This is a genomic window from Tannerella sp. (assembly GCF_030528505.1).
Taxonomy (GTDB): domain Bacteria; phylum Bacteroidota; class Bacteroidia; order Bacteroidales; family Tannerellaceae; genus Tannerella.
The window spans coordinates 1-25,374 of record NZ_JAUMYS010000015.1 but is presented as its reverse complement, the minus strand read 5'-3'; the positions used below and the strand labels follow the sequence as shown (position 1 = coordinate 25,374).

16 protein-coding genes are annotated in these 25,374 nt (G+C 47.5%); 7 read left to right on the top strand and 9 right to left on the bottom strand.

The genetic code is table 11. From position 1 onward, the window contains the following. Nucleotides 1–6: 6 nt before the first annotated feature. Complete coding sequence (locus tag Q4A89_RS03760) at nt 7–2,649, bottom strand: SusC/RagA family TonB-linked outer membrane protein (protein WP_303183895.1); 2,643 nt, start codon at nt 2,647–2,649, stop codon at nt 7–9. Between the two features lie 314 nt (nt 2,650–2,963). Between Q4A89_RS03760 and Q4A89_RS03755 the strand changes: the two genes are divergently transcribed. From Q4A89_RS03755 to Q4A89_RS03745, 3 genes are all read left to right on the top strand, one after another. Further along, nucleotides 2,964–4,664, top strand: a complete 1,701-nt coding sequence (locus tag Q4A89_RS03755) for a SulP family inorganic anion transporter (RefSeq protein WP_303183893.1) — start codon at nt 2,964–2,966, stop codon at nt 4,662–4,664. 94 nt (nt 4,665–4,758) lie between these two features. Continuing rightward, nucleotides 4,759–5,878 (top strand): peptide chain release factor 2 gene (prfB, locus tag Q4A89_RS03750; protein ID WP_303183892.1). Its coding sequence is split into 2 segments (ribosomal slippage): nt 4,759–4,821 and nt 4,823–5,878, totalling 1,119 coding nucleotides; the frame shifts between segments, so codons are not numbered across the junction. A 26-nt stretch (nt 5,879–5,904) separates the two neighbouring features. Beyond that, nucleotides 5,905–7,005 carry a glycosyltransferase family protein gene (locus Q4A89_RS03745; RefSeq protein WP_303183890.1) on the top strand — a complete coding sequence of 367 codons (1,101 nt, stop codon included), beginning with the start codon at nt 5,905–5,907 and terminating at the stop codon, nt 7,003–7,005. Here the strand turns inward: Q4A89_RS03745 and Q4A89_RS03740 are convergent, their stop codons facing one another. Next, nucleotides 7,006–9,339, bottom strand: a complete 2,334-nt coding sequence (locus Q4A89_RS03740; protein WP_303183889.1) for a TonB-dependent receptor — start codon at nt 9,337–9,339, stop codon at nt 7,006–7,008. It abuts the gene before it with no gap. 261 nt (nt 9,340–9,600) lie between these two features. Beyond that, nucleotides 9,601–10,839, bottom strand: coding sequence for a pitrilysin family protein (locus Q4A89_RS03735; protein WP_303183888.1), 1,239 nt, complete (start codon nt 10,837–10,839; stop codon nt 9,601–9,603). A gap of 123 nt (nt 10,840–10,962) precedes the next feature. On the opposite strand from Q4A89_RS03735, the gene Q4A89_RS03730 reads away from it, so the two are divergent. Then, complete coding sequence (locus tag Q4A89_RS03730) at nt 10,963–11,706, top strand: NigD-like protein (RefSeq protein ID WP_303183886.1); 744 nt, start codon at nt 10,963–10,965, stop codon at nt 11,704–11,706. A gap of 100 nt (nt 11,707–11,806) precedes the next feature. Here Q4A89_RS03730 and Q4A89_RS03725 read toward each other — a convergent pair whose 3' ends face one another. The 6 genes from Q4A89_RS03725 to Q4A89_RS03700 form a co-directional block, all read right to left on the bottom strand. After that, complete coding sequence (locus Q4A89_RS03725; RefSeq protein WP_303183884.1) at nt 11,807–12,688, bottom strand: DUF1080 domain-containing protein; 882 nt, start codon at nt 12,686–12,688, stop codon at nt 11,807–11,809. A gap of 117 nt (nt 12,689–12,805) precedes the next feature. Beyond that, a complete protein-coding gene (locus Q4A89_RS03720) occupies nt 12,806–14,287 on the bottom strand; it encodes a Gfo/Idh/MocA family protein (RefSeq protein ID WP_303183883.1) in 1,482 nt (493 codons plus the stop codon). 157 nt (nt 14,288–14,444) lie between these two features. Continuing rightward, nucleotides 14,445–16,340 carry a RagB/SusD family nutrient uptake outer membrane protein gene (locus tag Q4A89_RS03715; RefSeq protein WP_303183882.1) on the bottom strand — a complete coding sequence of 632 codons (1,896 nt, stop codon included), beginning with the start codon at nt 16,338–16,340 and terminating at the stop codon, nt 14,445–14,447. A 17-nt stretch (nt 16,341–16,357) separates the two neighbouring features. Continuing rightward, complete coding sequence (locus Q4A89_RS03710) at nt 16,358–19,897, bottom strand: TonB-dependent receptor (protein WP_303183880.1); 3,540 nt, start codon at nt 19,895–19,897, stop codon at nt 16,358–16,360. 16 nt (nt 19,898–19,913) lie between these two features. Continuing rightward, nucleotides 19,914–21,035 carry a FecR family protein gene (locus Q4A89_RS03705; protein ID WP_303183878.1) on the bottom strand — a complete coding sequence of 374 codons (1,122 nt, stop codon included), beginning with the start codon at nt 21,033–21,035 and terminating at the stop codon, nt 19,914–19,916. A gap of 172 nt (nt 21,036–21,207) precedes the next feature. After that, nucleotides 21,208–21,798: an RNA polymerase sigma-70 factor gene (locus Q4A89_RS03700; RefSeq protein WP_303183876.1), complete on the bottom strand. Its 591-nt coding sequence runs from the start codon at nt 21,796–21,798 to the stop codon at nt 21,208–21,210. A 132-nt stretch (nt 21,799–21,930) separates the two neighbouring features. On the opposite strand from Q4A89_RS03700, the gene Q4A89_RS03695 reads away from it, so the two are divergent. Genes Q4A89_RS03695 through Q4A89_RS03685 form a run of 3 tightly spaced genes read left to right on the top strand, consistent with a single transcriptional unit; the run spans nt 21,931 to nt 24,917 of the window. Beyond that, on the top strand, nt 21,931–22,167 hold the full coding sequence (locus Q4A89_RS03695; protein WP_303183875.1) for a DUF4492 domain-containing protein: 237 nt from the start codon (nt 21,931–21,933) through the stop codon (nt 22,165–22,167). Nucleotides 22,168–22,185: 18 nt separating this feature from the next. Continuing rightward, on the top strand, nt 22,186–23,736 hold the full coding sequence (locus Q4A89_RS03690; protein ID WP_303183873.1) for a cytochrome ubiquinol oxidase subunit I: 1,551 nt from the start codon (nt 22,186–22,188) through the stop codon (nt 23,734–23,736). Nucleotides 23,737–23,762: 26 nt separating this feature from the next. Beyond that, entirely contained in the window at nt 23,763–24,917 is a 1,155-nt protein-coding gene (locus tag Q4A89_RS03685; RefSeq protein ID WP_303183872.1) for a cytochrome d ubiquinol oxidase subunit II, read from the top strand. The last annotated feature ends 457 nt before the right edge of the window (nt 24,918–25,374 follow it).

Below are 25,374 nucleotides of genomic sequence, written 5' to 3'. Positions count from 1 at the left end.
AAACCGTTAAAACGTCACGTTGAATCCTACAGAAAAAGTGCGGGCAGGCGGATATCCACGTTTATCATCCAGACCGAGGGTGGATGAAACGACCGAATGATTGATCATTGGCGTCAATCCAGAGTATCCGGTAAAGGTGAAAACATTATCGACCATGACGGAAAGGCGCAATGAGTTCACATAAGTACCGGTAAGAGGCACATTCCATCCGAAAGCAATATAATCCACATTCAGATAATCCCCCCGCTCTAACCAGTAGTCGGTAGCCGTCTGATCTTTGATGCAGCGCGAAGGCGCCTCATTCATCACATTATAACCGGGGAAAGCATTCATATTCATATAAGTCAAGGCTGTTCCGTTATATATCTTGTGTCCGAAAGCACCGTTGAGTTGTATTGAAAGATCGCACCTGCGGAAGCGGAACCCTACATTCGATCCGATCAGTAGCTTGGGCATTGCCTGTCCGGCGATGTAACGGTCTTCTCCATCTTCAAGACTGACCCCGCCACCGTTCAGATCAGCCACACCATATGTATACCCTCCTTTGCCATCCGACACCAGCCCCGTAGATTTGGGCAAGTAAAAAACGCCCAGCGGTTGTCCGACAACCTGATATACCACATGGTTATAACCCCCGTGAAATCCCGCACCGTTCAATGAAGCGATGCTGCGATATTTGGGAGCGGAGATGATCTCGCCGTTGTAATAGCCGCTCAACGACAGCAGCTTGTTCTGCTGAAAGGTAGCATTGAGATTGACGGAGAGTTGCGACTCCGCAGTCCGGAGAGGAATCACTCCGAGCGATATTTCGGTTCCACTGTTGCGCATCGACCCGATATTGGCGAGCAAAGTATGATGGATAAAGGGAGGAACAGCGACATGATACAAATAGAGCATATCTGATATCGTGGACCGGTAATATCCTGCCGAGAAATAGAGGCGGTTTTCGAAGAGGGCAATATCCACTCCGGCATCGAACGTTCGTTTCACCTCCCATTTCAAATCAGGATTGATGTTCTTCATTGTGGAAAGGGTTACCGAAGACAAATCTCCTATAGGAGCGACCCCATCGGGCGACAACATAGTACGGGTAGCATACGAAGAGATACCACTCTGGTTTCCGGCGAGACCATATCCTGCGCGCAGCTTCAAGTCATTGACAACAGGAAAATTCCGCATAAAAGCCTCCTTTCCGGCCATCCATGCTACCGATACCGATGGGAACACTCCCCATCGATGACGTGCACCAAACTTGGAAGATCCATCTGCGCGAATCGTTGCCGTGATGGAATAGCGATGGTCGAAGGCATAGTCCATCTTTCCCATAAACGATGCGAGCGACGGCCGATCGTAAAACGATGTCGTTCCCTCCCACAGTCGCGTAGCTCCTCCTTGTAGGTTGTGGTAACCGAAATCGTTCGTATTGAAATCGGTAACGGTAACCTCATACCCCGATTCCGTCTCCCGTTGCAGCTCGGCAAGTGCCAGCAGATTGACGGAATGTTTCCCTACGCTTTCCTTATAGTTGCAGGTGATATTCCCCACGAGAGCTTCGCTTTTTCGGGTAGAGCGATACGCTTGTCCGTGCGCCCATACATAAGTAGGAAAAAACTGCCCGTGTTCGATCACGTTGTGGGAATAAGAACCGAACATTTTCACCGTAAACCGGTTATCGGGAGTAAACTCCAACAAGGCATGCGTACTGATATGAGAGTTCGACTCATCGTCGTTCACCTCTATCCATGCCAGCGGGTGAGTAATCTGGTTCGCAGTAGTTGTCTGTTCCCACGAACCGGTATTGGGATTGCGATGATTCGGAAAGGTGGGATTAAAAGAGGCTGCAGAGTAGAACAATTTCTGTTCGTCCGGTATCACACTATTATTGCGAATGGAGGCGAACATTCCAAGGTAGGTGATCACCTTGTCGCCGAACACTTTCTGCGACATATTCATATTGGAAAAGAAGTTCTTCAATCGTTCCCCCTTAATCACTCCCTCGCGGTCGATATACCCCAGAGCAATCCGGTAGTTGGAACCGGTTGACCCACCGTTAAAAGCCACATGGTGGTTTTGTCGGAATCCGACTTGTTCGATCTCCTTCTGAAAATCGGTATCGAATCCTTTATCAAGGGCGTCGATACCGAGGGCATTCACCGTTTCCCGATATCGGCCGGCGGAAAGCATTCCGAGCCTCTTATAGGCAAAAGTCATGCCACAACTCCCCGAATAGCTCACGTGCATCTTACTGCCGACACCTTTCTTGGTGGTAATCTGTATCACCCCCGAAGCTCCCCGCGAACCGTACTGTGCCGTTTCAGACGCATCTTTCAAAATGGTGAAGCTCTCAATATCGGAAGGATAGACCGAATTGAGCATCTGCAAATCGCCAAAAACACCATCTACAATAATCAAAGGGTCGTTTCCGGTAATCAGCGAGGTGGTGCCGCGCAATCGTACGGCTTGCAACGAAGCTCGTGCGTTGTCGCCCTTTTGGACGGCCAGACCGGCAACGCGGCCGCTAATGGCCTCAATGGGGTTGGCCATCGGAGTTTTGTTCATATCTTGTTCGGTAATCCGGTCGGTCAAACCGGACAAACGATCTTGTGATTCTGTAGGGGATTCCACTTTCAAGACCGTATCGGGAGGCATCCATCAGGTCTGCCCTTGCGACTGCGCTTTCGCAGAAGATAAGAACAAGCTGAAACAAAGTGATATTACAAATGTTTTTGAGGTACATGGTATCATACGCATTATTTGATGAGGTAGATTCAACTTACATATGCAACTATTTTGCTTGCAAATTTATAAAAAATTTCAATCCATCCTTTTGAAATTTATTTCTTTTTAATCTCCTGCTTAACCCATATCATATCCACCTGATTCCTTTTCGTTTTATTAATTCCGTATATCGGAGATTTATGATACCTTTGTTCCGTTTTTTTTATGGAAAGGAGAAACGAAAAATGAAACTTATGCCCGAGTTCAAACCGAGACTGTTCGATTCACTGAAATCGTACACAAAGCACAAGTTTTTGAACGATCTGATGTCCGGCATCATCGTCGGTATTGTGGCATTGCCGCTGGCTATTGCTTTCGGTATCGCTTCGGGCGTGAGTCCCGAAAAAGGGATTATTACAGCGATTATCGGCGGGTTTGTCGTGTCGTTTCTCGGTGGCAGTTCGGTGCAAATCGGCGGACCGACCGGCGCGTTTATCGTAATCGTCTACGGGATTATTCAGAACTTCGGTATCGAAGGGTTGACCGTCGCCACGCTGCTGGCCGGCATTTTTCTGGTATTGATGGGTGTACTGCGGCTCGGCACCGTCATCAAGTTTATCCCCTATCCGATCATCGTCGGTTTCACGAGCGGCATTGCGCTGACAATCTTCACGACACAGGTAAAAGACCTGTTCGGTATGACGATCGACAAGATGCCGGGCGACTTTCTAAGCAAGTGGGTCGTATACGCCCAACATATCGGCAGTGTGTCGTGGATTTCCCTCCTTGTAGGACTTCTGAGCATCGCAATGATTGTGCTGACACCACGTTTTTCAAAGAAAATACCGGGCTCACTCGTCGCCATTCTGGTGATGACGGTCGCGGCCTATCTGCTACGTGAATATTGCGGCATTACAGGACTCGAAACCATCGGCGACCGCTTCGAAATCAATGCGGCACTTCCGGCTCCGGCTCGCATATCGCTCAATCTGGAAACCGTACATTTGCTGCTGCCTTCGGCCTTTACCATCGCGATGCTCGGCGCCATCGAGTCGTTATTATCGGCTACCGTGGCTGACGGTGTGACAGGTGACAAGCACAACTCAAACACGGAGCTTATAGCACAGGGGGCAGCTAACATCGTCGTTCCCATCTTCGGCGGGATTCCCGTCACCGGCGCCATCGCCCGTACGATGACGAACATCAACAACGGAGGAAGCACGCCTGTGGCCGGACTCATCCATGCCGCCGTGCTCCTGCTTATCCTGCTCTTCCTTGGCCCCCTGACGAAACATATTCCCATGGCTTGTCTGGCCGGCGTACTCGTGGTCGTCGCGTACAACATGAGCGAATGGCGTACCTTCCGTTCCTTGATGAAAAATCCGAGAAGCGATGTGGCTGTGTTACTGGTAACGTTTTTCCTGACGGTGATTTTCGACCTGACCATCGCTATTGAAGTAGGCTTGTTACTGGCCATGGTGCTTTTTATGCGCAGGGCTGCCGAAGTAACACAAATATCCGTTGCCACAGACCGGATAGACTTGTCGGCCGACAGTGAAATCCGCCACGACGACGAAATACTCGAAATCCCCGCCGGCGTCGAAGTATACGAAATCGACGGGCCGTTCTTTTTCGGCGTAGCCAACAAGTTCGACGAATGCATGAAACAGCTTGCCGCCAAGCCTCGCGTACGCATCATTCGCATGCGCAAAGTGCCCTTTATCGACTCCACCGGACTGCACAACCTCGAAAGCCTCTGCCGCCTCTCGCAACGAGAACATATCCACATCATTCTTTCCGGTGTCAACGAGCAGGTGCGCACCATGCTGATGAAAAGCCGGATGGACGAACGCATCGGGCGAGAGAACATTTGCCGCGACATCCACGAGGCGCTGGCGCGTGCCGCCGACACACTTCAACACAGTCAAGATACGGCAGAACGATAAATTTGCGTACCTTTGCCCTCGAAAAGACTGCGGAAGCCCCCGCGTTTTCGCCGTCCGACAATATAAACCAGCAAATAATAAACCGTAAATAAAAATGATAACGACAGACCAACTGAAAGATATGTTGGAACGCGAGCAGGCGTTGAGGAGGTATCTTTGACGTCGATGCAAAGATCGTTCAATTAGAAGAAGAAGAACTGCGCACGCAAGATCCTGCATTTTGGGAAGATGCCAAACGCGCCGAAGCGCAGATGAAGGTTGTCAAAGACCTAAAAAAATGGATCGAACTCTATCGCGAAGTACACGATGCGGCCGAGGAGCTGTCGCTCGCTTTCGAGTACGTAAAAGAAGGCATCACGTCCGAAGAAGAGGTCGATGCGGCCTACAACCGGACAAAGGAGCTGATTGAAAATCTCGAGTTCCGAAATATGCTTCGTGAAGAAGCCGACCAGATGTGCTGCGTACTCAAGATTAACTCGGGCGCGGGCGGTACGGAGAGTCAGGACTGGGCGTCGATGCTGATGCGTATGTATATGCGCTGGGGCGAATCGAACGACTACAAGGTAACCATCAGCAACTTGCAGGATGGCGACGAGGCCGGCATCAAAACCGTTACGATGAATATTGAAGGTGATTACGCCTACGGTTATCTGAAAGGCGAAAACGGGGTGCACCGGCTCGTGCGCGTATCTCCCTACAACGCCCAGGGCAAACGGATGACTTCGTTTGCGTCCGTCTTTGTGACGCCTCTCGTCGACGATACGATCGAAGTGCAGATCGATCCTTCCTGCATCTCGTGGGATACGTTCCGTTCGGGCGGAGCCGGCGGGCAGAATGTGAACAAGGTAGAATCGGGCGTACGCCTGCGCTACCAGTATAAAGACCCGTACACGGGCGAAGAGGAGGAAATCCTGATCGAAAACACCGAGACGCGTGATCAGCCGAAAAACCGCGAAAACGCGATGCGACAGCTCCGTTCCATCCTCTACGACAAGGAGATGCAACGACGCATGGCAGAAAGAGTCAAAGTCGAAGCAGGTAAGAAAAAAATCGAATGGGGTTCGCAAATCCGCAGTTACGTATTCGACGACCGTCGCGTGAAAGATCACCGCACCAACCACCAGACGTCCGACGTGAACGGGGTAATGGACGGAAAAATCGACGACTTTATCAAAGCGTATCTGATGGAGTTTGCGGGTGCGGATTCGGAGTAAAGAAAACGTACAACCGGTTGAGCAAGATGGAGAAGAAGCTGCGGTTCATGTTTATCGTACAGGGCGAAGGGCGAGGGCATCTGACACAGGCCATCTCGCTGGCCGCCATGTTGCGCCGGCACGGTCATGAGGTGGCCGAAACACTTGTCGGGAAAAGTCACGCCCGCGAAGTGCCCGACTTCTTCCGGGCAAAGATCGGCGCGCCGGTGCGCTCTTACGACGCCCCTTCGTTTATTTTCAAGAAAGACCGCAAACGTCTCGACAAGTTCAAGACCGTGCTCTATAACTTCAGTCCGCGTAAACTGAAACGCTATGGCGAAAGCATCGAGACCATTCACCGGCGCATCAAAAAGGTATGTCCCGACGTGATCGTCAACTTCTACGAACTACTGCCCGCGCTTGCGCAGTTACGCTTCCGCATCGATATACCGTTCGTAAATATCGGGCATCAGTACCTCCTGCGCCATCCCGATTACGGGTATGGGAAAGGAGACGCGCAAAGCCTGATGGTGCTGCGCCTGCACACGTTGCTTACCGGCATCGGCGCCTCGAAGCTTCTGGCGCTCTCGTTCTACCCGATGAAGAATTTTCCGCGCGAAAAGATTGTCGTCGTGCCCCCACTCCTGCGGCGCGAAGTGCTCGAACTACAACCCTCGGAAGGCGATTATATCCTGGGTTACATGCTCAATCAGGGTTTTGAGAACGAAGTGCGCCAATGGCACAACGCGCATCCCGAAACGAAGTTGCACTTCTTCTGGGATAAACGCGACGCGCCGGCCGACCTCGTCGTAGACGAACATTTCACGCTCCATCGCATCGACGACGAGAAGTTCCTGCATTACATGGCCGGCTGTCGCGGATACATCACTACCGCCGGATTCGAATCAGTCTGTGAGGCGTTTTATCTGAATAAACCGGTGATGCTTATTCCCGCACACATCGAACAGGAAATCAATGCGGCCGATGCGGCATCGCTCCGGGGCGCCGTCGTAGGGGAGAGCTTCGACCTGAGCAAGCTGCTCGATTATATGAACACCTCGCGGACATTCGACCACGAGGCGTTCAGGCAATGGCTGCTGTCGGCCGAGGAGATTTTTATCCGCGAACTGACCTCGGTTGTCGGATAACTATTTGCCCGTACTCATCACGCCCGAATCCGTATCGCTGTTATTCAGCCGTTTACCAGAAGCGGAATAAGTACGTCCAAATGAAAAATGGTAGCTTACATTGACGGTAAACAAACGCGAACTTTCCTTGATATAAGTCGACCTTTTATACGACGCAAAACGGTTCCGGTTTTCTTTATCCAGTTTAAAATTGTCGATAAACGGATTGAACACGCCGACACCGGCAGACAAATTTTTATGTTTGTAGTCGAGCCGCACCATCTGAATATTTTCTCCTCCGTTCATCGTTTCACCAAAGAAGCGGTTCCAGTTCGTCTTCAACATATACATCAGCTTCCATTTCTTATATGCGGCAGACACTTGAGCTTCGCAAAACCAGTTCGTATAACGGTGCGCATACGTGTTCCCGTTGCTAAGGAAATGGTTCACGCCTCCGGAAAAAGCGAACTGAACGATCTCTTTGATCGGGCCTATGCGCAACGTCAGAATGCTTGTCAGATATTGCCAGTTACGTTGATTGTTCCATGTCTGTACGATTTTTCCGCTCTCCCAGAACTTTTCTTCCATGATGACTTGCGGAGCATACTCGTACGCCCCCCACAAATTACCGTAGAATAACCCTTTCTTCACCTCATACATCAAGTCGACACTATACTTCCGGTAAGGCTTCAGATCGGGATTGCCGCGCTGCACTTGTAAGGAATCGATCATCATTTCCACCTTTCCAAGGTTCGCAAGCGAAGGCGAATGGGTACTGATATTAGCTCTCAGCCGCACCAGCGATTCATCCGGAAAATGGTACTGGAGCGATATCCTCGGACGAAGATGATAATATTCGTACGTATGATCTGTTTCTTCCTGATGAGAGTCGTAACGCGAGAGGGCGATACCGAGCGTATAATCGAACTTTCGAATCGCTCCTTTCCATTCGGCATATAAATACGTATCGGCCTGACGCATACGTGTCGTATGACTGCGCCCGTTCCGGTAATCGTTATCCGAAAACGACTGATCATGCCTGACACCCAGTCCCAGGCGGTTCTCACCGAGTTTTTTCTCGTAAACACCTTCGGCAATCACGGAATATTTCTTGCCGTCTATGCGATTGTTCACATCGGTAAGTATGCGATCCCCACGCTTCTCCTGATATATGCGCCGGCTATCCGTCCGGTTCAACGTACCGACCATGTTGAAAACGAGTGTCTGATCCTTCGGCATATTCCGCTGATAATAGAAGTCTACCGAAGGACGCTGATAAAAAGACGGATTACGATCAATCATCGCAACCTTATCCGACGGAATCTCCCTGTTATATAAGGTTCCCTGATAATCCCAGTGTTTGTTATTTTCTTCATTATAACAGAGTGAAGCATTAAATAGCTGTTTTACATCCTGAAAACTGTACGTAAGATGGGTATGATGCATATACACTTCCACGTGGTCCGGCGTTCCCTGTTCAATGCGATGTAATGTCGTGCCGTTCGCAAAACGAAACGTTTCTTCATTGTCGCGCCACATCTCGTAAAAATCACGTGGGCCAAAGTGATACCCTGTGCTGAACTCCGACTTTTTATGGTTCATTTTGGCATTCACGTTATGCTCGCCCCACATCGCATTGACGCCTTGCCGCGAGTCGAACCCGAAGCTCCCGCCCGTCTGAGGACGATGTACGATATAATCGAGTACGACTTCGGCATTCCCGTAACGCAATCCAGGGTTATCATGAAACTCGACACGCAGAATGTCGGCCGGCCGCAATGCTTTGATTTCATTGATCTCGACCTTCACGCCGTTGATGCGCAACTGCACCTCGCCACCACCCGGCACCGTGATGGCGTTCGTCATCTGGTTGACAGTGATTTTAGGTAACATCAATTGCTGCAACAAATCGACGCCATCGGTCGAGATACGGACGATACGCTCGGTCGGGAAAATCACTTTACGGTCCGGTTTCGTGACCGAAGCTGAGGCCGTTACCGTCACATCGCCGAGCGTTACGGACGACTCCGCAAGTACGATATCGTTCAGTTGCAAGTTTCCGCTATACCCTTTCAGATCAATGGCCTGTGTCTCGTAGCCGATGCTCGAAACGACCAGCCGATAATCGTCGGTACGGACCTTAGGCAATGCGAAACGGCCATCTTTCCCGGTCGTCGTACCACTGACGAATACGGAGTCCGACGTTTGCAGCACAATATGGGCAAACTCAATCGCCTGACGACTCTCCCCGATAATGCGCCCTTTGATATCGATTTCGGACGCAAAAGCAGCGACTGCCGCAAAGATACAGACAGCATTCAATCCAATTACCCTACACAGTTTATTCTTTTTCATACTACTTATTGCTATAAAGTACCTTGTAATACATAACAAATAGCGCGCAATCATCCGTTATGTTGATTTACTTTCTAATAAGTAGACGCACGTTCTCAGGAAACGTTACAGTCGTTATCGTTTATTTTTTGATCCCACGTTGTAATTAATTAATAAACAATGGGAAAACACTTTTTTTTTTCCTATCTTGCTTCTCTCTTTTGCTTTCGCCCATTGTTTCTGGCTTAAATAAGGCGTTGTCTTTCGCGCTTCGCGCGTTTTTTACTCGTAGATCAAGGAGTAGAGTCGTTCGGGAGCAAAGATTTCGTTGGCTGTTTCAAGGATTTGCAAGGCCGTCACGGCTTCGATTCGGCGGATGATTTCCGCCAGAGAGTCGTACCGATCGAAATGAAGAAACGATTTCCCGAATCCGAGAAAGAGGCTTTCCCGGTTATCGCCGGCCACGGAAAGCTGTCCGACGGCCTGTTTCTTCGCAGCAGCAAGTTGCGTGGTCGTAAGCTGCGTATGGCATAACACGGTCAGCTCGCGCCGGATAAGTTCAAGCACTTTCTCCCGGTTCTTCGGGTCGGAACCGAAATAGATGGCACACAAACCGGTATCGGTGTATCCCGTAAGGTTCGATTCCACCTCATAAACCAATCCCCTTTTTTCGCGTAGAGCCACATTGAGGCGGCTGTTCATTCCGGAACCGCCGAGTATATTATTAAGCAGAAAAAGCGAAATGCGGCGTTTGTCATACATATCGTACGCCCGTCCTCCGATAATGGCATGCGACTGGTGCGTTTTCTTTTTCTTACGCAGTTCCTGCGGTGTGGTTGACCATGGCCGCTCGCGCCTGTGCACGGCCGGATGCCCAGGAACTTCCGATAAGTAAGTCTCGGCCATGCGTACGATTCGCCGGAAGTCCGTACGTCCCATCGAGAAGAAAATCATGTTTCCGGCCGTGTAGAAACGTTCTAAAAACGAACGCCCGGCGTTGGTGTCGAACGTGGGTATCGAGCGCTTATTACCGAGAATATGACGGCCTAACGGATGACCGTCAAACAGCAGATTTTCGTACTCGTCGTAAATCAGCTCCGACGGCATATCTTCATACGAACTGATCTCGTCGAGAATCACTTCCCGCTCTTTCTCGATCTCGTGCGCCGGAAACTGCGAACGAATGACGATGTCGGCCAGCAATTCGATGGCCCGCCGATAATGCTCTTCCATAAAAACGGAATAGATAAACGTCTCTTCCTTCGTCGTATAAGCATTCAACTCGCCGCCAACAGCTTCCATGCGGTTCAAAATATGCCACGTCTTACGCCGCACCGTACCTTTGAACAGCATGTGTTCGACGAAATGCGCCAGCCCCGACTCGTTCGACGCCTCATCGCGCGTACCGGCATGCACCACAATACCGCAATAGGATATCGCTGCATCCGTCGGTAAATGCACGACACGCAAGCCGTTAGGCAACGTATGTGAAAGATAATGCGACATATCCGTATGATTCATCCTCATTGTATGAGGCCGCAAAAATAGCACTTTTTTTGTTTTTAATATTATTTAAGAGGAAACAATGCAACGTGGAAACCTCGATATGCATCATGCTTATGAATTTTATAATGAAAAAATGATATGAAGACGATGAGATTATTTTTCAACTTTGTAGGAGGGGTGATGATCGCCCTGTTATTAAATTCGTGTCTGGATAATGACGGCTATTCGTTAGGCGACATATGGTATTCGTTAGCTACCGTCAATCCTTCAGACAATGGGAGAACTTATTCGCTCACACTCGACGATGGAAAAACATTATGGCCGGCAGCAACACAAGTCCCCCACTACAAACCGAAAGCCAATCAACGGGCATTAGTATATTATACGATTCTTTCCGATTCGTTTCAAGGATATAACCATGCTGTGCAGGTACGTGATATCCAAAACATTCTGACGAAGCCCTTTGTCGATCGATTCAACCCCGACAGTCTGGATGTGAAATACGGAAAAGACCCTCTGAAAATCATGGACATGTGGATGGGTGACGGATACTTGAATGTACAGTTCGGATTCAACTTCGGCGGAACAAAGAGACATTATATCAACCTCATACATCGTCCGGATAAAAGCAATGCTTATACTTTCGAACTCCGCCATCATGCGTATGGGGATCCGCAGCGCTACGGGCGCAAAGGGATTGTTGCTTTCGATTTGTCGAAACTGAAGCTCGATGGAAAAGAGCCTACGCTGATCATTAAGGTGAAAACATTCAAAGGAGATAAGGAATATACGATCAAATATAAAAAGCATCCGTCGAATGCCGTACCCTATTCGATAAAGGAAAAAGATTTAAGCGATCTGGATTTCGTAGCGACGAAATGACGATCTGTTAATAATGTTGTTTGTTGTTCTGAAAAAGAGGGTGTTCCGTTGCGGTACACCCTCTTTGTTGTGGTAAAAAATTATAAATAAAAGGAGAAATCTACTCTAAAATTTTAATTCGGATGTTTCGGTACCATACCGTATCGCCATGATCCTGTAATCCGAAGAACCCTTCTCTATTCTCTCCGCCGCAATTGTTGAGCAATTCGAATGCCAACGGCCATTTTTCCTGGCTGAACTTACTCTTTTGAAGCATTTCCGTCCATTGCGGAGTCCATAAATGATATTCCACCACGGCCTCATCGTTCTGATAGTGAACGACCGTACCCTTGTAGCACATGATTTTCGCCTTGTTCCATTCTCCGAATGTTTTCGAGTTCTGGGGATTGGCCGGAATCATGTCATACAACGATGCCGACTGACGATTACCGTCTTTGCCTAACTTGGCATCCGGATGATTCGCGTTGTCGAGGATCTGATACTCGGGAGCCGAGATATACGAGGGCTGGGTCTTCCAGTTGCCTTGTTCATCGGGCGATTCTACCTCCTGAATCATATAAAAGATACCGGAGTTAGAGCCTTTGTCAACCTTCCATTCCAGTTCGAGTTCGAAGTTCGTAAACTTGTAAGCGAAGATAATGTCTCCGCCATCTTCCGCACCGGCTTCTCCCTTACCCGATCCGGTCATCTTAATGCAACCGTTTTCGATCGTCCAGCGAGCCGGCATGTCTTCGCGTCCGTAACCGCGCCATCCGTCGAAAGTCTTGCCATCGAACAGCGTAATCCATCCGTCTTTATCTTTGGCGAATTTTGCCAAATCGACGGTCGGCAGGTTCAACGTCCGGTACTCGGGTGCAGCCTGAGCCGTAGGAACAGAATCGGTTGCTGCCGCATCGGCAGAACCTTCGGCTTTTTTTCCTCCGCCGCAGGAGGCAAGCGCTATCATACCAACAGCGCTTGCTACTAATACACTTTTCTTCATTGTTTATCGGTTTGTTGTAAATGATAATTGTTTTTTGTAATAAGCAAAGACGGAGCGCACGATCCGCAACTCTCACGGAGGGCTCTCCGTCTTCGTCTATGTATTCATTTTTTTCGCTTACGGCATATCCGGCAACTTCCAGCCCGCGCGATACGTATGTTTCACCAATTCCTCGGCAAACTGTTTCGCATTCATCGGCTCGGTGAATTTCTTGTCGAACTTGGGATCGCCGTCCACCACTTTGAAATCATCACTGATCTGGATTTTGAGCATCTCGTCATCCTTGATGTTCGTAAACTTCATGTTCTGTCCGTCCCAATCGAGCACTTTGTTCAGTCCCTGCAAACGAACCGCCAATACGCCCATCACGACCATTTCGTTGAACGGGCCGGCTTCGGAGAAGTCGGATTTCGGTTTCACGCGGTTTGCGGGGCTTTCCTTACATGCGCGCACCCAGTCTTGTTCGTGACCGCTCTCAGCTTCGGGCACCCGACGTTCTACCTTCGGCGTATTCGGCACCCGTCCCGAAAGCAGGAACGGATCACGTCCGTAGCATCCGCAGATCAACGTATCTTTCGTACCATGGAAAATACATAATCCGCCGCCAGCCTGCATCAGCTGCATGCCTTGCGGGAATCCTTCCGGACGGTCGGGCATCATACCGCCATCGTACCAGTGTACTTCGACTTCGGGAAGGGCCAATTTCGGCATATTTTCACGCGCCGGGAAGATCAGCTTCACGTGCTGTGCCTGCGGAGCGCAGTCGGTCAGCAGCAACGTCGAAGAGGCTTCGGCATGAATCGGGAAGCCCAATTTCAACGCTTTGAATGCCGGATGCATGATATGGCAAGCCATGTCGCCCAAAGCTCCCGTACCGTACTCCCACCAGCCGCGCCAGTTCCACGGATGATAAATGTTGTTGAACGGTCTGAGTTTACCCGGTCCGGTAAACAAATCCCAATTCAGCGTCGAAGGAATTTTATCGACTTTCGTCGGAGCGTTCAATCCTTGCGGCCAAATCGGACGGTCGGTCGCGCAATCCACGCGTTTCACCTCGCCAATCTCACCGTTCCATATCCATTCGCAGACCTGATTGACTCCTTCGCCCGAAGCTCCCTGATTACCCATCTGGCTGGCGATCTGATATTTTTCAGCCAGTTTCGTAAGCAGACGTGATTCGTAAACCGAATGCGTCAACGGTTTTTGTACGTAAACGTGTTTGCCGAGCGTAATGGCATCGGCCGTAACAATCGCGTGGGTATGGTCGGCCGTAGCCACAATCACCCCGTCGATCGATTTACCCATTTCGTCGTACATCTTCCGGTAGTCCCAGTACTTCTTGGCTTTGGGATGCGCATCGAATACTTTCTTGGCATACTTCCAATCCACATCGCAAAGCGCGACGATGTTTTCCGTCGGCGACACTTTTTTGATGTTAGCATTTCCCATCCCGCCGATACCTACGGCGGCAATGTTCAGCTTATCCGTCGGCGCGGTATAGCCATGACTTTTACCTAATACACTACTCGGAACGAACGACAATGCTGCGGCTGCAGCGGCTCCTTGTTGGAGAAAACTTCTTCTTGAAATGTTTGACATAGTAGTTAAGTTTGATATTATAATTATAATCGTGAAAATACATGAAAAACCATGCAAATGTAAATAGAAAAGAAATAAAATAAAAATATTCGCGTCCCTTTTTGCTGTATTTTCATACCGACCTACCATTCTACATCTTCATTTTAGCACAGATGCCCTACCATCCCGGATTCTGTTTCAATGAAGGTGTACGTTTTAACTCATCGGCCATAATGGGAAACCAGTAGTGTCGGGGCGTTTCAAAGATACGGCCGTCCTTAACCTCAAAACGCTGCATCTTGTACTTCTTGCCATCAACTTCTATCTTACCGTTTGCATCTTCAACGGGCCTCATACCATGCGACCAGCGCTGTGTTTTAGGATAAGGCCAATTGTCTGCATTAACATATGCTTTTTCGAGAGCAATCTCTTCAGAGTCATCCGGTTCAAGATATAATCTGCAATGCCATATACGATGGTTTTCGTAGAAGAGCTCGACACGTCTTTCTCGCTGTATATATTCATTCATCAGCTTCTTGTCTGTTTTTGCAGCAGGAGGAATCGGGGCCATGAACGAACGAGCACGTATTTCGTTGAGTAGAGCATATATTTCTTCATTGGGTCCTGTCGTTTCATTGACAGCCTCACAGTAGATATACATTATTTCAGGAAGTCTCCATATGGCCGGTGCACTAATAGAATGCCATCCGGATCCTTTATTCCAACCATCTTTATAAAACTTACGCAAATAATATCCCGTGTGAGAAGCATTATCCAGATAGCTTCCGCTTACGGCATCATTCTTTTCGGCCGTATTGAGTATACTACTACGATAGGAAGAGCCATGATACCGAATATCACGATAGAAACGCGGATCGCGCTTTACGCTTTCATATGGATTTGAGTCGTCATATCCATCTGTTATTGCCTGTGAACCATACACCGGATACCCATATCCGTCAGATGCAATATATTCGTATTCATCAACCTGTTCCTGTAACGGACGCTGACGTGCATGTCCACCTTGTGAAGGAGGCAATACATCCCCAGACCATCCCGTATCTTTATCTCTTGTTACAAACCAAACCCATTCCTGCCGTATGGCATCCATTTCGTAGAACATCGTCCACAGCCTTTTATATACCTTACCATTACTTGTGTTTTTATTATTGATATCTCCAAAGTCCTTTTCATCGTATTTTTTATACAGCGTATAACGTAAATTGCCATTGTTGTCCTTACATTCCAGCACTGCTTTGGCTGCCTGCTTCGCCAACTCCCAGCGTTTAGCCACATATCCGTATTCGTTTTTATGTATACGCGCATCGTTAGATAAATGTCCGCCGTTATACATCGGAGTAGCCGCCATCCACCGCGCCATGGCTTTCAGTCCGAGACAAGCACCTTGATCTACACGCCCAAAATCTTGTCCGCCGTTAAAAGCCGGGACTCTGTGATATGCCGAATCAGCATCCGCACATATTCGCTCGACAATCTCATGTGCTGACAATTGCTTAAACTCCATCTTGTCATTTGGCATGATGACACGGTCAATGTATGGCACCTCTCCATAAGCGCGCAATAAAAGGAAATGAAGATAGCCTCGCAGGAAATATGTTTCACCGACACGTTTGATGATGTCTCCTTCACGCCCCATCTGCGGATTGTCCGGAGTATCATATTTTTTCACTCCTTCCAGTATACTATTGGCCTTACGCACTTTTTCATATAAATGTCCCCAATATTGGCCACAGCTACTGCGAGAAGGCATCCCTTGTGACGGACCATAATTACCGATATGAAATTGATGAGGAATCGCGGCTTCATGACTGCTGGCGCTGCATTCGTCGGTAACGGAAGCCGTCCCGAAATGGTTAAAATAAAGCAGAGGCCTGTTGGCCGTTTTACACCCTTCGTATAAGTCTGTCACTAATCTTTCCACCTTATCATACGAAGTAAACACCTCTCTTTCGTTCACTTTATCATCCGGTGTTTTATCCAAGTAGTCGTCACATCCCATAAAGATTATTGACAAACACACTAAAAAGCCTGTTAAAAATTTTATCTTGTTCATGTTCTTAAGTTTTAACGTTAATACGTAATATTGATGCCAAAATTAAAAATACGCTGTACGGGATACCAAGAACCGTCTCCACTCTTTGTTTCCGGATCGACATCCACATCTTCCAGATTATCAAACGTTAAAAGGTTCATTCCTTGGGCATATATCCTGAAGTTTTGCAATCCCGCAAAACGAATCGCACTTTTAGGAAGTGAATATCCGATTTCCAGGTTCTTCAGACGCAGGTAAGAAGCGTCATATAAAAATAGACTGCTATGATTATTTTTATTATTGTTATTCGCTCCGTAAGTCAGCCTCGGGTACTTTGCCACGTCTTTTCTTTCTTCCGTCCATCGATCAAGGTGCATCGGCTTTACTTTCCCGATTTGATCCTGTTCATACGCAGGAAAATCCCACACGGCAGCACCGTCAAGCAACACACTGCTATGAGCTGATCCTTGAAAAAGCATGCTAAAATCGAACCCTTTATATTGTATACCGATCGGAATACCGAACTGTATTTCGGGCGTTCTCGGGTATCCCATAGGCATACGGTCCCCTTCGTTATCAATTTTACCATCGCCATTGAGATCTCTATAGACGACATCCCCCGGATAAAGTTTTCCCCATGGCTGGAAACCACTGCCATCGTTCATCGCATTTAAACGATCTGCTTCCTCCTGATCCCGAACAAAATGGTCTACAACGTACACAAAATGCTCGTTGATACGTTTGCCGGTATTCCTACGATAGTCGTTATCGTAATTTATTTCGTTCATAAACTTGATTTTATTTCGGGCGAATGTAAAATTAGGCTTTATATAATAACGAAAATTTTTCCCAACACGTCCATTCCAGCCTATTTCGAAATCGACACCATAATTATCAACAATACCGGAATTGATGAATGGCGCGTCTTTGCCTACAATATCCGGAAAACCAAGCTTATTACTACCACTCAAGCTGGTAATAATATCATAGCGATGTTCGCGGAAATAATCGAACGAGAGCGTAAGACGTTCGTCAAAGAGCGAAGCATCGAGTCCGACATTCAGTTTTTCAGCTTTCTCCCAGGTCAAATCCGGATTCGCAAAATTTCCTTCGTGTAGTCCGGCATAACGACTACCGAACTCATTTACGCCGAAGTTGTAGCCGCTACCCTCCTTATAAAATTGAAGGTAGGCAAAACGATCGTCGTCTGAATCGGAAATCTTATCGCTTCCGACTAACCCGAAAGAACCTCTTATTTTTAACATATCCAACCATGCACTAGCTCTCTCCATAAATGATTCGCGCGATATGACCCATCCGACAGAGGCGGCTGGAAAAGTACCGTAGCGTTTACCCGGCGCAAAGTTCTCCGAACCATTATAACCGATATTAAACTCAGCCAGATACTTATTCTCATAGCCATACGTAACTCGTCCGCTAACTCCCTGATAACGATAATCTACACGATTATCATATGTTCGTGTCGAGCGGTTGAACAATACGAGACCTGAGACATCGTGTGCCCCAAACCGACGCAAATAATCGATTTTCAACTGATAATATGTTTTACTTTGCGCCGGATTATGCTCCAATTTGTTGCTGATCGTTTCATCCGTATCATACCAGGGATTGCCCAGTTTATATTTTCCATCATACGAAGTGTGATTCATGTAATAAGAACCATTATTTCCTTCTTCCGGTTGAAACGTCGCATACCTTCCATAATTCGCGTATCCGTCGGCACGTGTTTCGAGAAGACGCCGGATCCATCGCCCTTCTTCCGCATCATACGAAAAGATACCTTCTATTTTCAACCCCTTAGTGATAAAATCAAGACGATGCCCGATAGCAAAAGAACCGTTTAAATAAGTCTTTTTTTCATTCAGATAACCTGTGCGTGATAATTCGCCCAATATATTGTAGCGATGCTGGTAGTCTCCATACAGCAATCCGTATGGATTCTTTAGCACATATTTCTGATTGTCGGCATGGCCGTTATCGGGGAGCGTGATGGGCAGATAGGGAGGCTGTGTGTTGGAGATGGCAACAATCCGGGAAGCTGTCGTTCCGGGAGCATTCCGATCCGTTATACGCGCACCCAAATCGACTTTGACGTAGAAATTCTTCGTGATATCGACATCCACATTCGCGCGGAAATTATATCGTTTAAAAACGGCTTGCGTATCGTACTGTGTGAGATTGGTATGTTTGTAGTTGCCACTTTGCTGATAATAGTTGGCCATTACATAATAACGCGCCCGATCAGATCCTCCTCGTACCGAGAGGCTGTAATCCTGCTGTGTTCCGGTTTGAAACGCATAGTCGAAATAATCGTTATCATATCCCAGTCCATCCGAATTATCCCCTCTTGCTCTGCGATAATTGGCAATAGCCTCTTCCGAGAAAAGGGTTAAGTTCGACCGATCAACATTCGGATTGCTATTGATCACCGCTTCATTATGAAGCATGGCATAATCGGCCGAACCTAAGTATTTCGGGAATTTGACCGGGTTATTCGTACCGGCCGATGCCTTGAAATTAACGGTAGCCTTTTCTTGTGCTTTTCCACGCTTGGTTGTTACAATGATGACCCCGTTCGCTCCGCGTACGCCATAAGGAGCCGTTGCCGAAGCATCTTTCAGAATCGTGAACGTTTCTATTTCTTCCGGGGCAAGATAACTCATGTCGCGTTCTACCCCATCGACAATAATGATCGGAGATTGATCGCCATACGTACCCATACCACGAACTTTCAGAGTAGCCGCATCCACACCCGGTTCTCCCCCGCTGAACTGATTGACCATTAATCCCGGCATACGTCCTGCAAGCGCATTGTTTAGATTCGCCGTAGGACTTTGTTGCAAATCTTTCGTTGTAATGGTCGCAATGGAGCCCGTAATCGTCGCCTTCCTTTGCGTCGTGTATCCTATAACAACAACCTCTTCCATGGCCTTGCTGTCTTCAACCAATCGAACAGCGATCCGGTCTCTGCCATTAAGCGCGACTTCCTCGGGCTGAAACCCGACATACGAAAAAACCAATACGGCATCGGCATAAGGAACTTCAATCGAAAAAACGCCTTCTGCATCCGTAATAGTTCCGATACCCAAACCTTTAACCTGTATATTTACTCCGGGTAAAGGGTCATCAAGCTGGTCGACTACGGTTCCCGTAACTTTTACTTTTCGCTGATCGGGAGCAGGAAGTTGTTCTTCGTTTTTCTCTGAAGAAGGCAACAATACGACTTGTCCGTTTCTCTCCCTGATGGCAATATTTTTCCCCTTTAAGGCCATTTTCAGCGTCTCTTCCAACGTTGAATTTTTGACTTGAATCGAAATGGTTTCATTGTCATTCACAACTTCATTGGAATAAATAATACTTACACCTACTTGTCTGTGAATCTCATCAAATACTTGTTGCAGTGTAACATTTTTCATCGTCAGGCTAATCTGGGATTTTAGCACGTTTGCACTCATCGTCATTCCTACAATACATAAGACACAGACGATAAGCAATCTTCGGCATCCGAAAACAGACCCGAGCTCCTTCCTTTTGTGTAAGTCATTTATCTTTCTCATGTTATTAAAAATTGGATTAATGATTATGTTTAATGGTATAATAACCTCGTTTGTGAAGCAACTCCCCCGGAACTACGGTTTCCAGAAGTATCCTGACAGTTTCTTCGGCTGAATCCCTGAGATTAAGTTGCCCCGAAACCTGATAATTGAGATATTGATCATCCACCAGTTCGATCCGTATGTTGTATGCCTTTTCCAGTTTTCGTATTGCTTTGTACAGTGTCTCTTTCTTGAACAGAAGTTTATTTTCTGTCCATGCAATATAATAAGCCACATCAACAGACTGAATATGTTCAATCTTCGTTTCGTTTGAGAAACTGTAATACTGATTCGGTACTAATGTTTCATCCGTCTCATCTCCTTTGATCATCACCGATCCGTTGACCAGTACCGTTTCAAATGATTGAAGTTCCCGATCAACAGCCACGTTAAATTGAGTCCCTAAAACTTCTACCGATCGATATAACGTTTTGACAACAAATACCTGATCTTCATCTTTGGAAACATCAAAATAAGCTTCGCCGTCAAGATAAACTTCTCTTCGATTGACCGTAAAACAAGGTGGATATACAAGCGTAGAACCGGAGTTTAGATAGATGATTGTGCCGTCGGATAGCCGAAGCTCCGCACGCTTTCCGTAGGGTACGTATAAAACATTCGGTTCTGGCCCTTTTCGATCAACGGTTTCGATCGTGTCGTTAATAATTACTTTCCGATGATCATGCAAGACGTTGACCGTCGATTCAGTGCATTGCATTTCCTCTTTTCCTCCGATTTTCAATGTGATCTTATTACCGCATGAAACATTCTGGATGGCTGCCTCATAATCAAATGGTTTATCCGATATATTCCATATGGAAAGCCCAATCGCAATGATGGCAACTATGCAAGCAGCCGCAATGTAATATCTGTACAATGAAGTGATTCTTTTCTCCCGGCGTATGCGCCCCATAATCTTTTGAATCGCCTGTTCATTCGTTCTGTACATGCCACAGACAGAGGTTGCCGTCCACAAAATCTGCAACTCGGCAAAATGTGTTCGGTTTGCTTCGGTTTGTTCTATCCAATACAAAACTTGACGTGCCTCTTCAATCGTCACGTCTTGTTCAATAAATTTTATCAATAACAAATCATCCATATTTTAAGGCATCCATGTTCATCATGAAGAACAGTATCTTCTGAATCACACCCTAAAATATAGTTGTTAAACTGTGGAGAATCATAATAGCAGATTTCTCAAATTCTTCTTTTTTCGCTGATTGCAAGCCAGATATTTATTCTATTACTGCGAAAACGTGATGGAGTTCCGGCTAATGCCGATAAGATGAGAACAGGAAGAAGAGTAAAAACAAATATTCTTTCGGCATTTTTTTTCTTAAATATTGCAGAGCTTTCGTGATATGAAACTCGATCGCCTTCACAGACAACCCATATTGATCTGCAATTTCTTTATTTTTTAAGCCTTGGATACGACTCATTTCAAAAATCGCACGTGTTTTTTCGGGCAATGTCTCCATCGCCTTTCTTATCACAAGGAGTAGATCTTCCTCTTCCAGAAGTTTGGAAGCATCATTTTCTAACGTATATAAATGGGCTTTCACATATATTGCTCCGATATCCATTTCGTCAATCGATACAAACTTATGCCGGAAAGACCTCAAATAATTGATGCATTTATTGCGAAGGATAACCATCAGATAAGGAGTCAATCGAGTATTTTCATCCAAAGAATGACGGTTCTTCCATAATGACAAAAATGTGTCAGACACGATTTCTTCGGATACAGCACGATTCTGTGTGTATATCATCGCAAATCGGTTCAACCGGCATTCGTAAGACCGAACGATTTGTCTGAAAACACGCTCATTCCCTTCCTTCAGAAGTCTGAGATCAACATCCATGCATACAAGATTTATCTTATTCGACAATGATTGTTCCTTTGTGCAAATTTATAAAAAAGCTGCGGATGTTGCATGTTTCGGAAAAAGAAACTACATTTGCATGAACATTAATTTTGTAACCAATACAATGTCATGAAATATAGCAATCTGCCGATGCGTATCTTCCGATTCTATGTCGAGGGCTTCAGGTCTATGACTTGGGGAAGGACGCTTTGGATACTGATTTTGATTAAGCTATTCATTATGTTTATCGTTTTAAAAATTTTCTTTTTCCCACGCTACCTGAACCGCTTCGACACGGCGGAAGAAAAAGAACACTACGTCTCGGAAGAGCTGGTTGAAAGAGCATTACATCCATCAAATAATTAATGACTAAACTAAAACACGATGATTGAAAATTTAGATTCTTCTTTGGTTGATTGGTCGCGGGCGCAGTTTGCTCTGACGGCCATCTATCATTGGCTATTCGTTCCGCTCACCCTCGGGCTGGGAATCGTGATGGCCGTGATGGAAACGATCTATTACCGTACCGGAAAAGAGTTTTGGAAAGAAACGGCCAAATTCTGGATGAAACTCTTTGGTATCAATTTTGCCATTGGAGTGGCCACCGGACTGATTCTGGAGTTCGAATTCGGGACGAACTGGTCGAACTACAGCTGGTTCGTAGGCGATATTTTCGGCGCTCCATTAGCGATCGAAGGTATTCTGGCGTTCTTTATGGAAGCCACGTTTATCGCCGTCATGTTCTTTGGCTGGAACAAGGTCAGCAGAGGCGCGCATCTGGCTTCTACCTGGCTGACGATTACGGGAGCCACCCTTTCGGCCTTCTGGATTCTGGTGGCCAACGCGTGGATGCAGTACCCGGTCGGCATGCAGTTTAATCCCGACACGGTACGGAACGAGATGTTCGACTTTTGGGCCGTTGCTTTCTCGCCGGTAGCGATCAACAAGTTCTTCCATACGGTACTCTCCGCGTGGGTGCTTGGCGCGGTATTCGTCGTAGGGGTCAGCTCGTGGTTTCTGCTGCGGAACCGTCAGCGGCAATTCGCGATGGAAAGCATAAAGATCGGCTCGATATTCGGCCTCGTATCGTCCGTATTACTGATGTGGACGGGCGACGGATCGGCTTACTGCGTGGGACAATATCAGCCGATGAAACTGGCGGCCATGGAGGGCTTGTATAAAGGCTCGAACGGAGTAGAGCTGGTGGCTGTCGGAGTATTGAATCCGTCGAAGAAAGCGTATAACGATAACGAAGAGCCGTTCATCGGAAAGATCGGCATTCCCAAATTGTTGTCGTTGCTGACGGAACGCGATCCCAACGCGTTTGTGCCGGGTATCGGCGACCTTATCGACGGAGGGTATCCTTCGGGCGACGGCTTAGCGATATCGGCGCAGGAGAAGATGGCGCGCGGAAGAGTGGCGATTCAGGCATTGGCCGATTACCGGAAGGCCGTCAAAGCCGGCGACGAGGCGGCGATGCAAACGAGCCGTTCTACGCTCGAAGAGAACTTCCGCTATTTCGGCTACGGTTACATCAAAGACCCGGCCGAACTGATCCCGCCGGTGGCGCTGACATTTTACTCGTTCCGCGTGATGGTAGGACTGGGACTTTTCTTTATGCTGATTTTCGTGCTGGTGCTGATGCTCGGACGAAAAGGACAGATCACGAAACATCGCTGGTTGCAAAAGGTATGCCTCTGGTCTATCCCGTTGGCTTACATAGCCAGTCAGGCGGGATGGATCGTGGCCGAAGTAGGGCGTCAGCCGTGGGTGATCCAGGACCTGATGCCGACGGGCGCAGCCGTATCGAAACTGCAAACCAGCTCGGTGCAACTGACGTTCTTCCTGTTCCTCGTACTATTCACGATCCTGCTCATTGCCGAAATCGGCATCATGACGAAGGCTATCAAGAAAGGCCCTGAAATTTCCGAATAATGACAACCGATTAAAAATCAAACGCTATGAATCAAATAAGTTATCAATTTCTTCAGGAATATTGGTGGTTTCTGGTCTCGTTGCTGGGAGCGCTGTTGGTATTTTTGATGTTTGTACAGGGCGGTCAGTCGCTGCTGTTTACGATAGGAAAGACGGAGAGACAGCAGAAATTGCTGATCAATTCGATCGGTCGCAAGTGGGAATTTACTTTCACGACGCTGGTCACCTTCGGAGGGGCTTTCTTCGCGTCGTTCCCTCTGTTTTATTCGACGAGCTTCGGAGGGGCCTACTGGGTATGGACGCTGATTCTGCTCTGCTTCGTGCTGCAAGCCGTCTCCTACGAATTTCAGGCTAAGAAAGGCAACCTCTTAGGCAAAAAGACCTACCAGATTTTTCTGATCATCAACGGAGTGCTGGGTCCGCTGTTGCTCGGCACGGCTGTGGGCACGTTTTTTACGGGCGCCGAGTTCGTGGTCGATAAGGCACAGCTGACGGAGCTGGGCATGCCGGTGATCTCGCGTTGGGCCACGCCATGGCACGGATTGGAGGCGGTAACGGTAATCTGGAACCTGTGTCTCGGAGCGGCCGTATTCTTTCTGGCAAGGGTATTGGCCATCCTTTACTTCGTGAATAACATCGAAGACGACGAAGTGGATAAGCATTGCCGTAAACGTCTGCCGATTGAAGTTGGCGGATTTCTCGTTTTTTTCCTCCTGTTTGTCGGTCGTCTGATGACGATGGATGGGTATGCGGTACATCCGGAGACGGAAGAGATCTTCATGCAACCGTACAAGTATCTGAACAATCTGCTGGAGATGCCGCTCGTATTGGTGCTTTTCCTTGCTGGAGTCGTATTGGTGCTCTACGGTATCATCGACACGATGCTCTCGAAATATCATGTCAAAGGCATCTGGTTCGCCGGAACGGGAACGGTACTGACGGTGCTGGCGTTATTGCTTTGCGCAGGATGGAATCATACGGCGTACTATCCGTCGACGGTCGATCTGCAAAGTTCCTTAACGATTCGAAACAGCTCATCGAGCCATTTCACATTGCAGACGATGATGTACGTTTCGTTCCTGATTCCGTTCGTGCTGGCCTATATCTTTTACGCGTGGCGGGCATTGGACTTGCACAAGATCAACGACCGGGAGATGCGCGAAGGAGAGCATACATATTAATATTTGTGTGCTAGCGGTCAGTGGTCAGCTTTCAGCGGTCAGTTTTTGACCACAAGTTGCACAAGTTTTTATTTTTCCTGTCATTCAGAGCGTCAGCGATGAATCTTTCCTTTACAGAGCGAGGTTCCTCACTACGTTCGGAATGACAGATTAATGCTTATTTGTCAGCTATTAATGGTTATGCAGGGTACATGATTGGGTCTATACCACGCATAGCTATTAACAATTAATCTTTCATTCATTTAATTCAGGCTTACAGCCCTCCGTCGAGGGGTATCCTTGTTTCCCAACGCTGCGCATTGGGCTGAATTAACACGCCCTCTCAGGGCTGTTTTTCAATTATTAATGGTCAATTGTTAATTGTTATTCAACTTTCAGTTCTTCGGACGTTTAGTTGTTTAGCGTTCTGTTTTCAGTGTTCAGCCATCAGCCCAAACAACTCAACACCTCAACATCT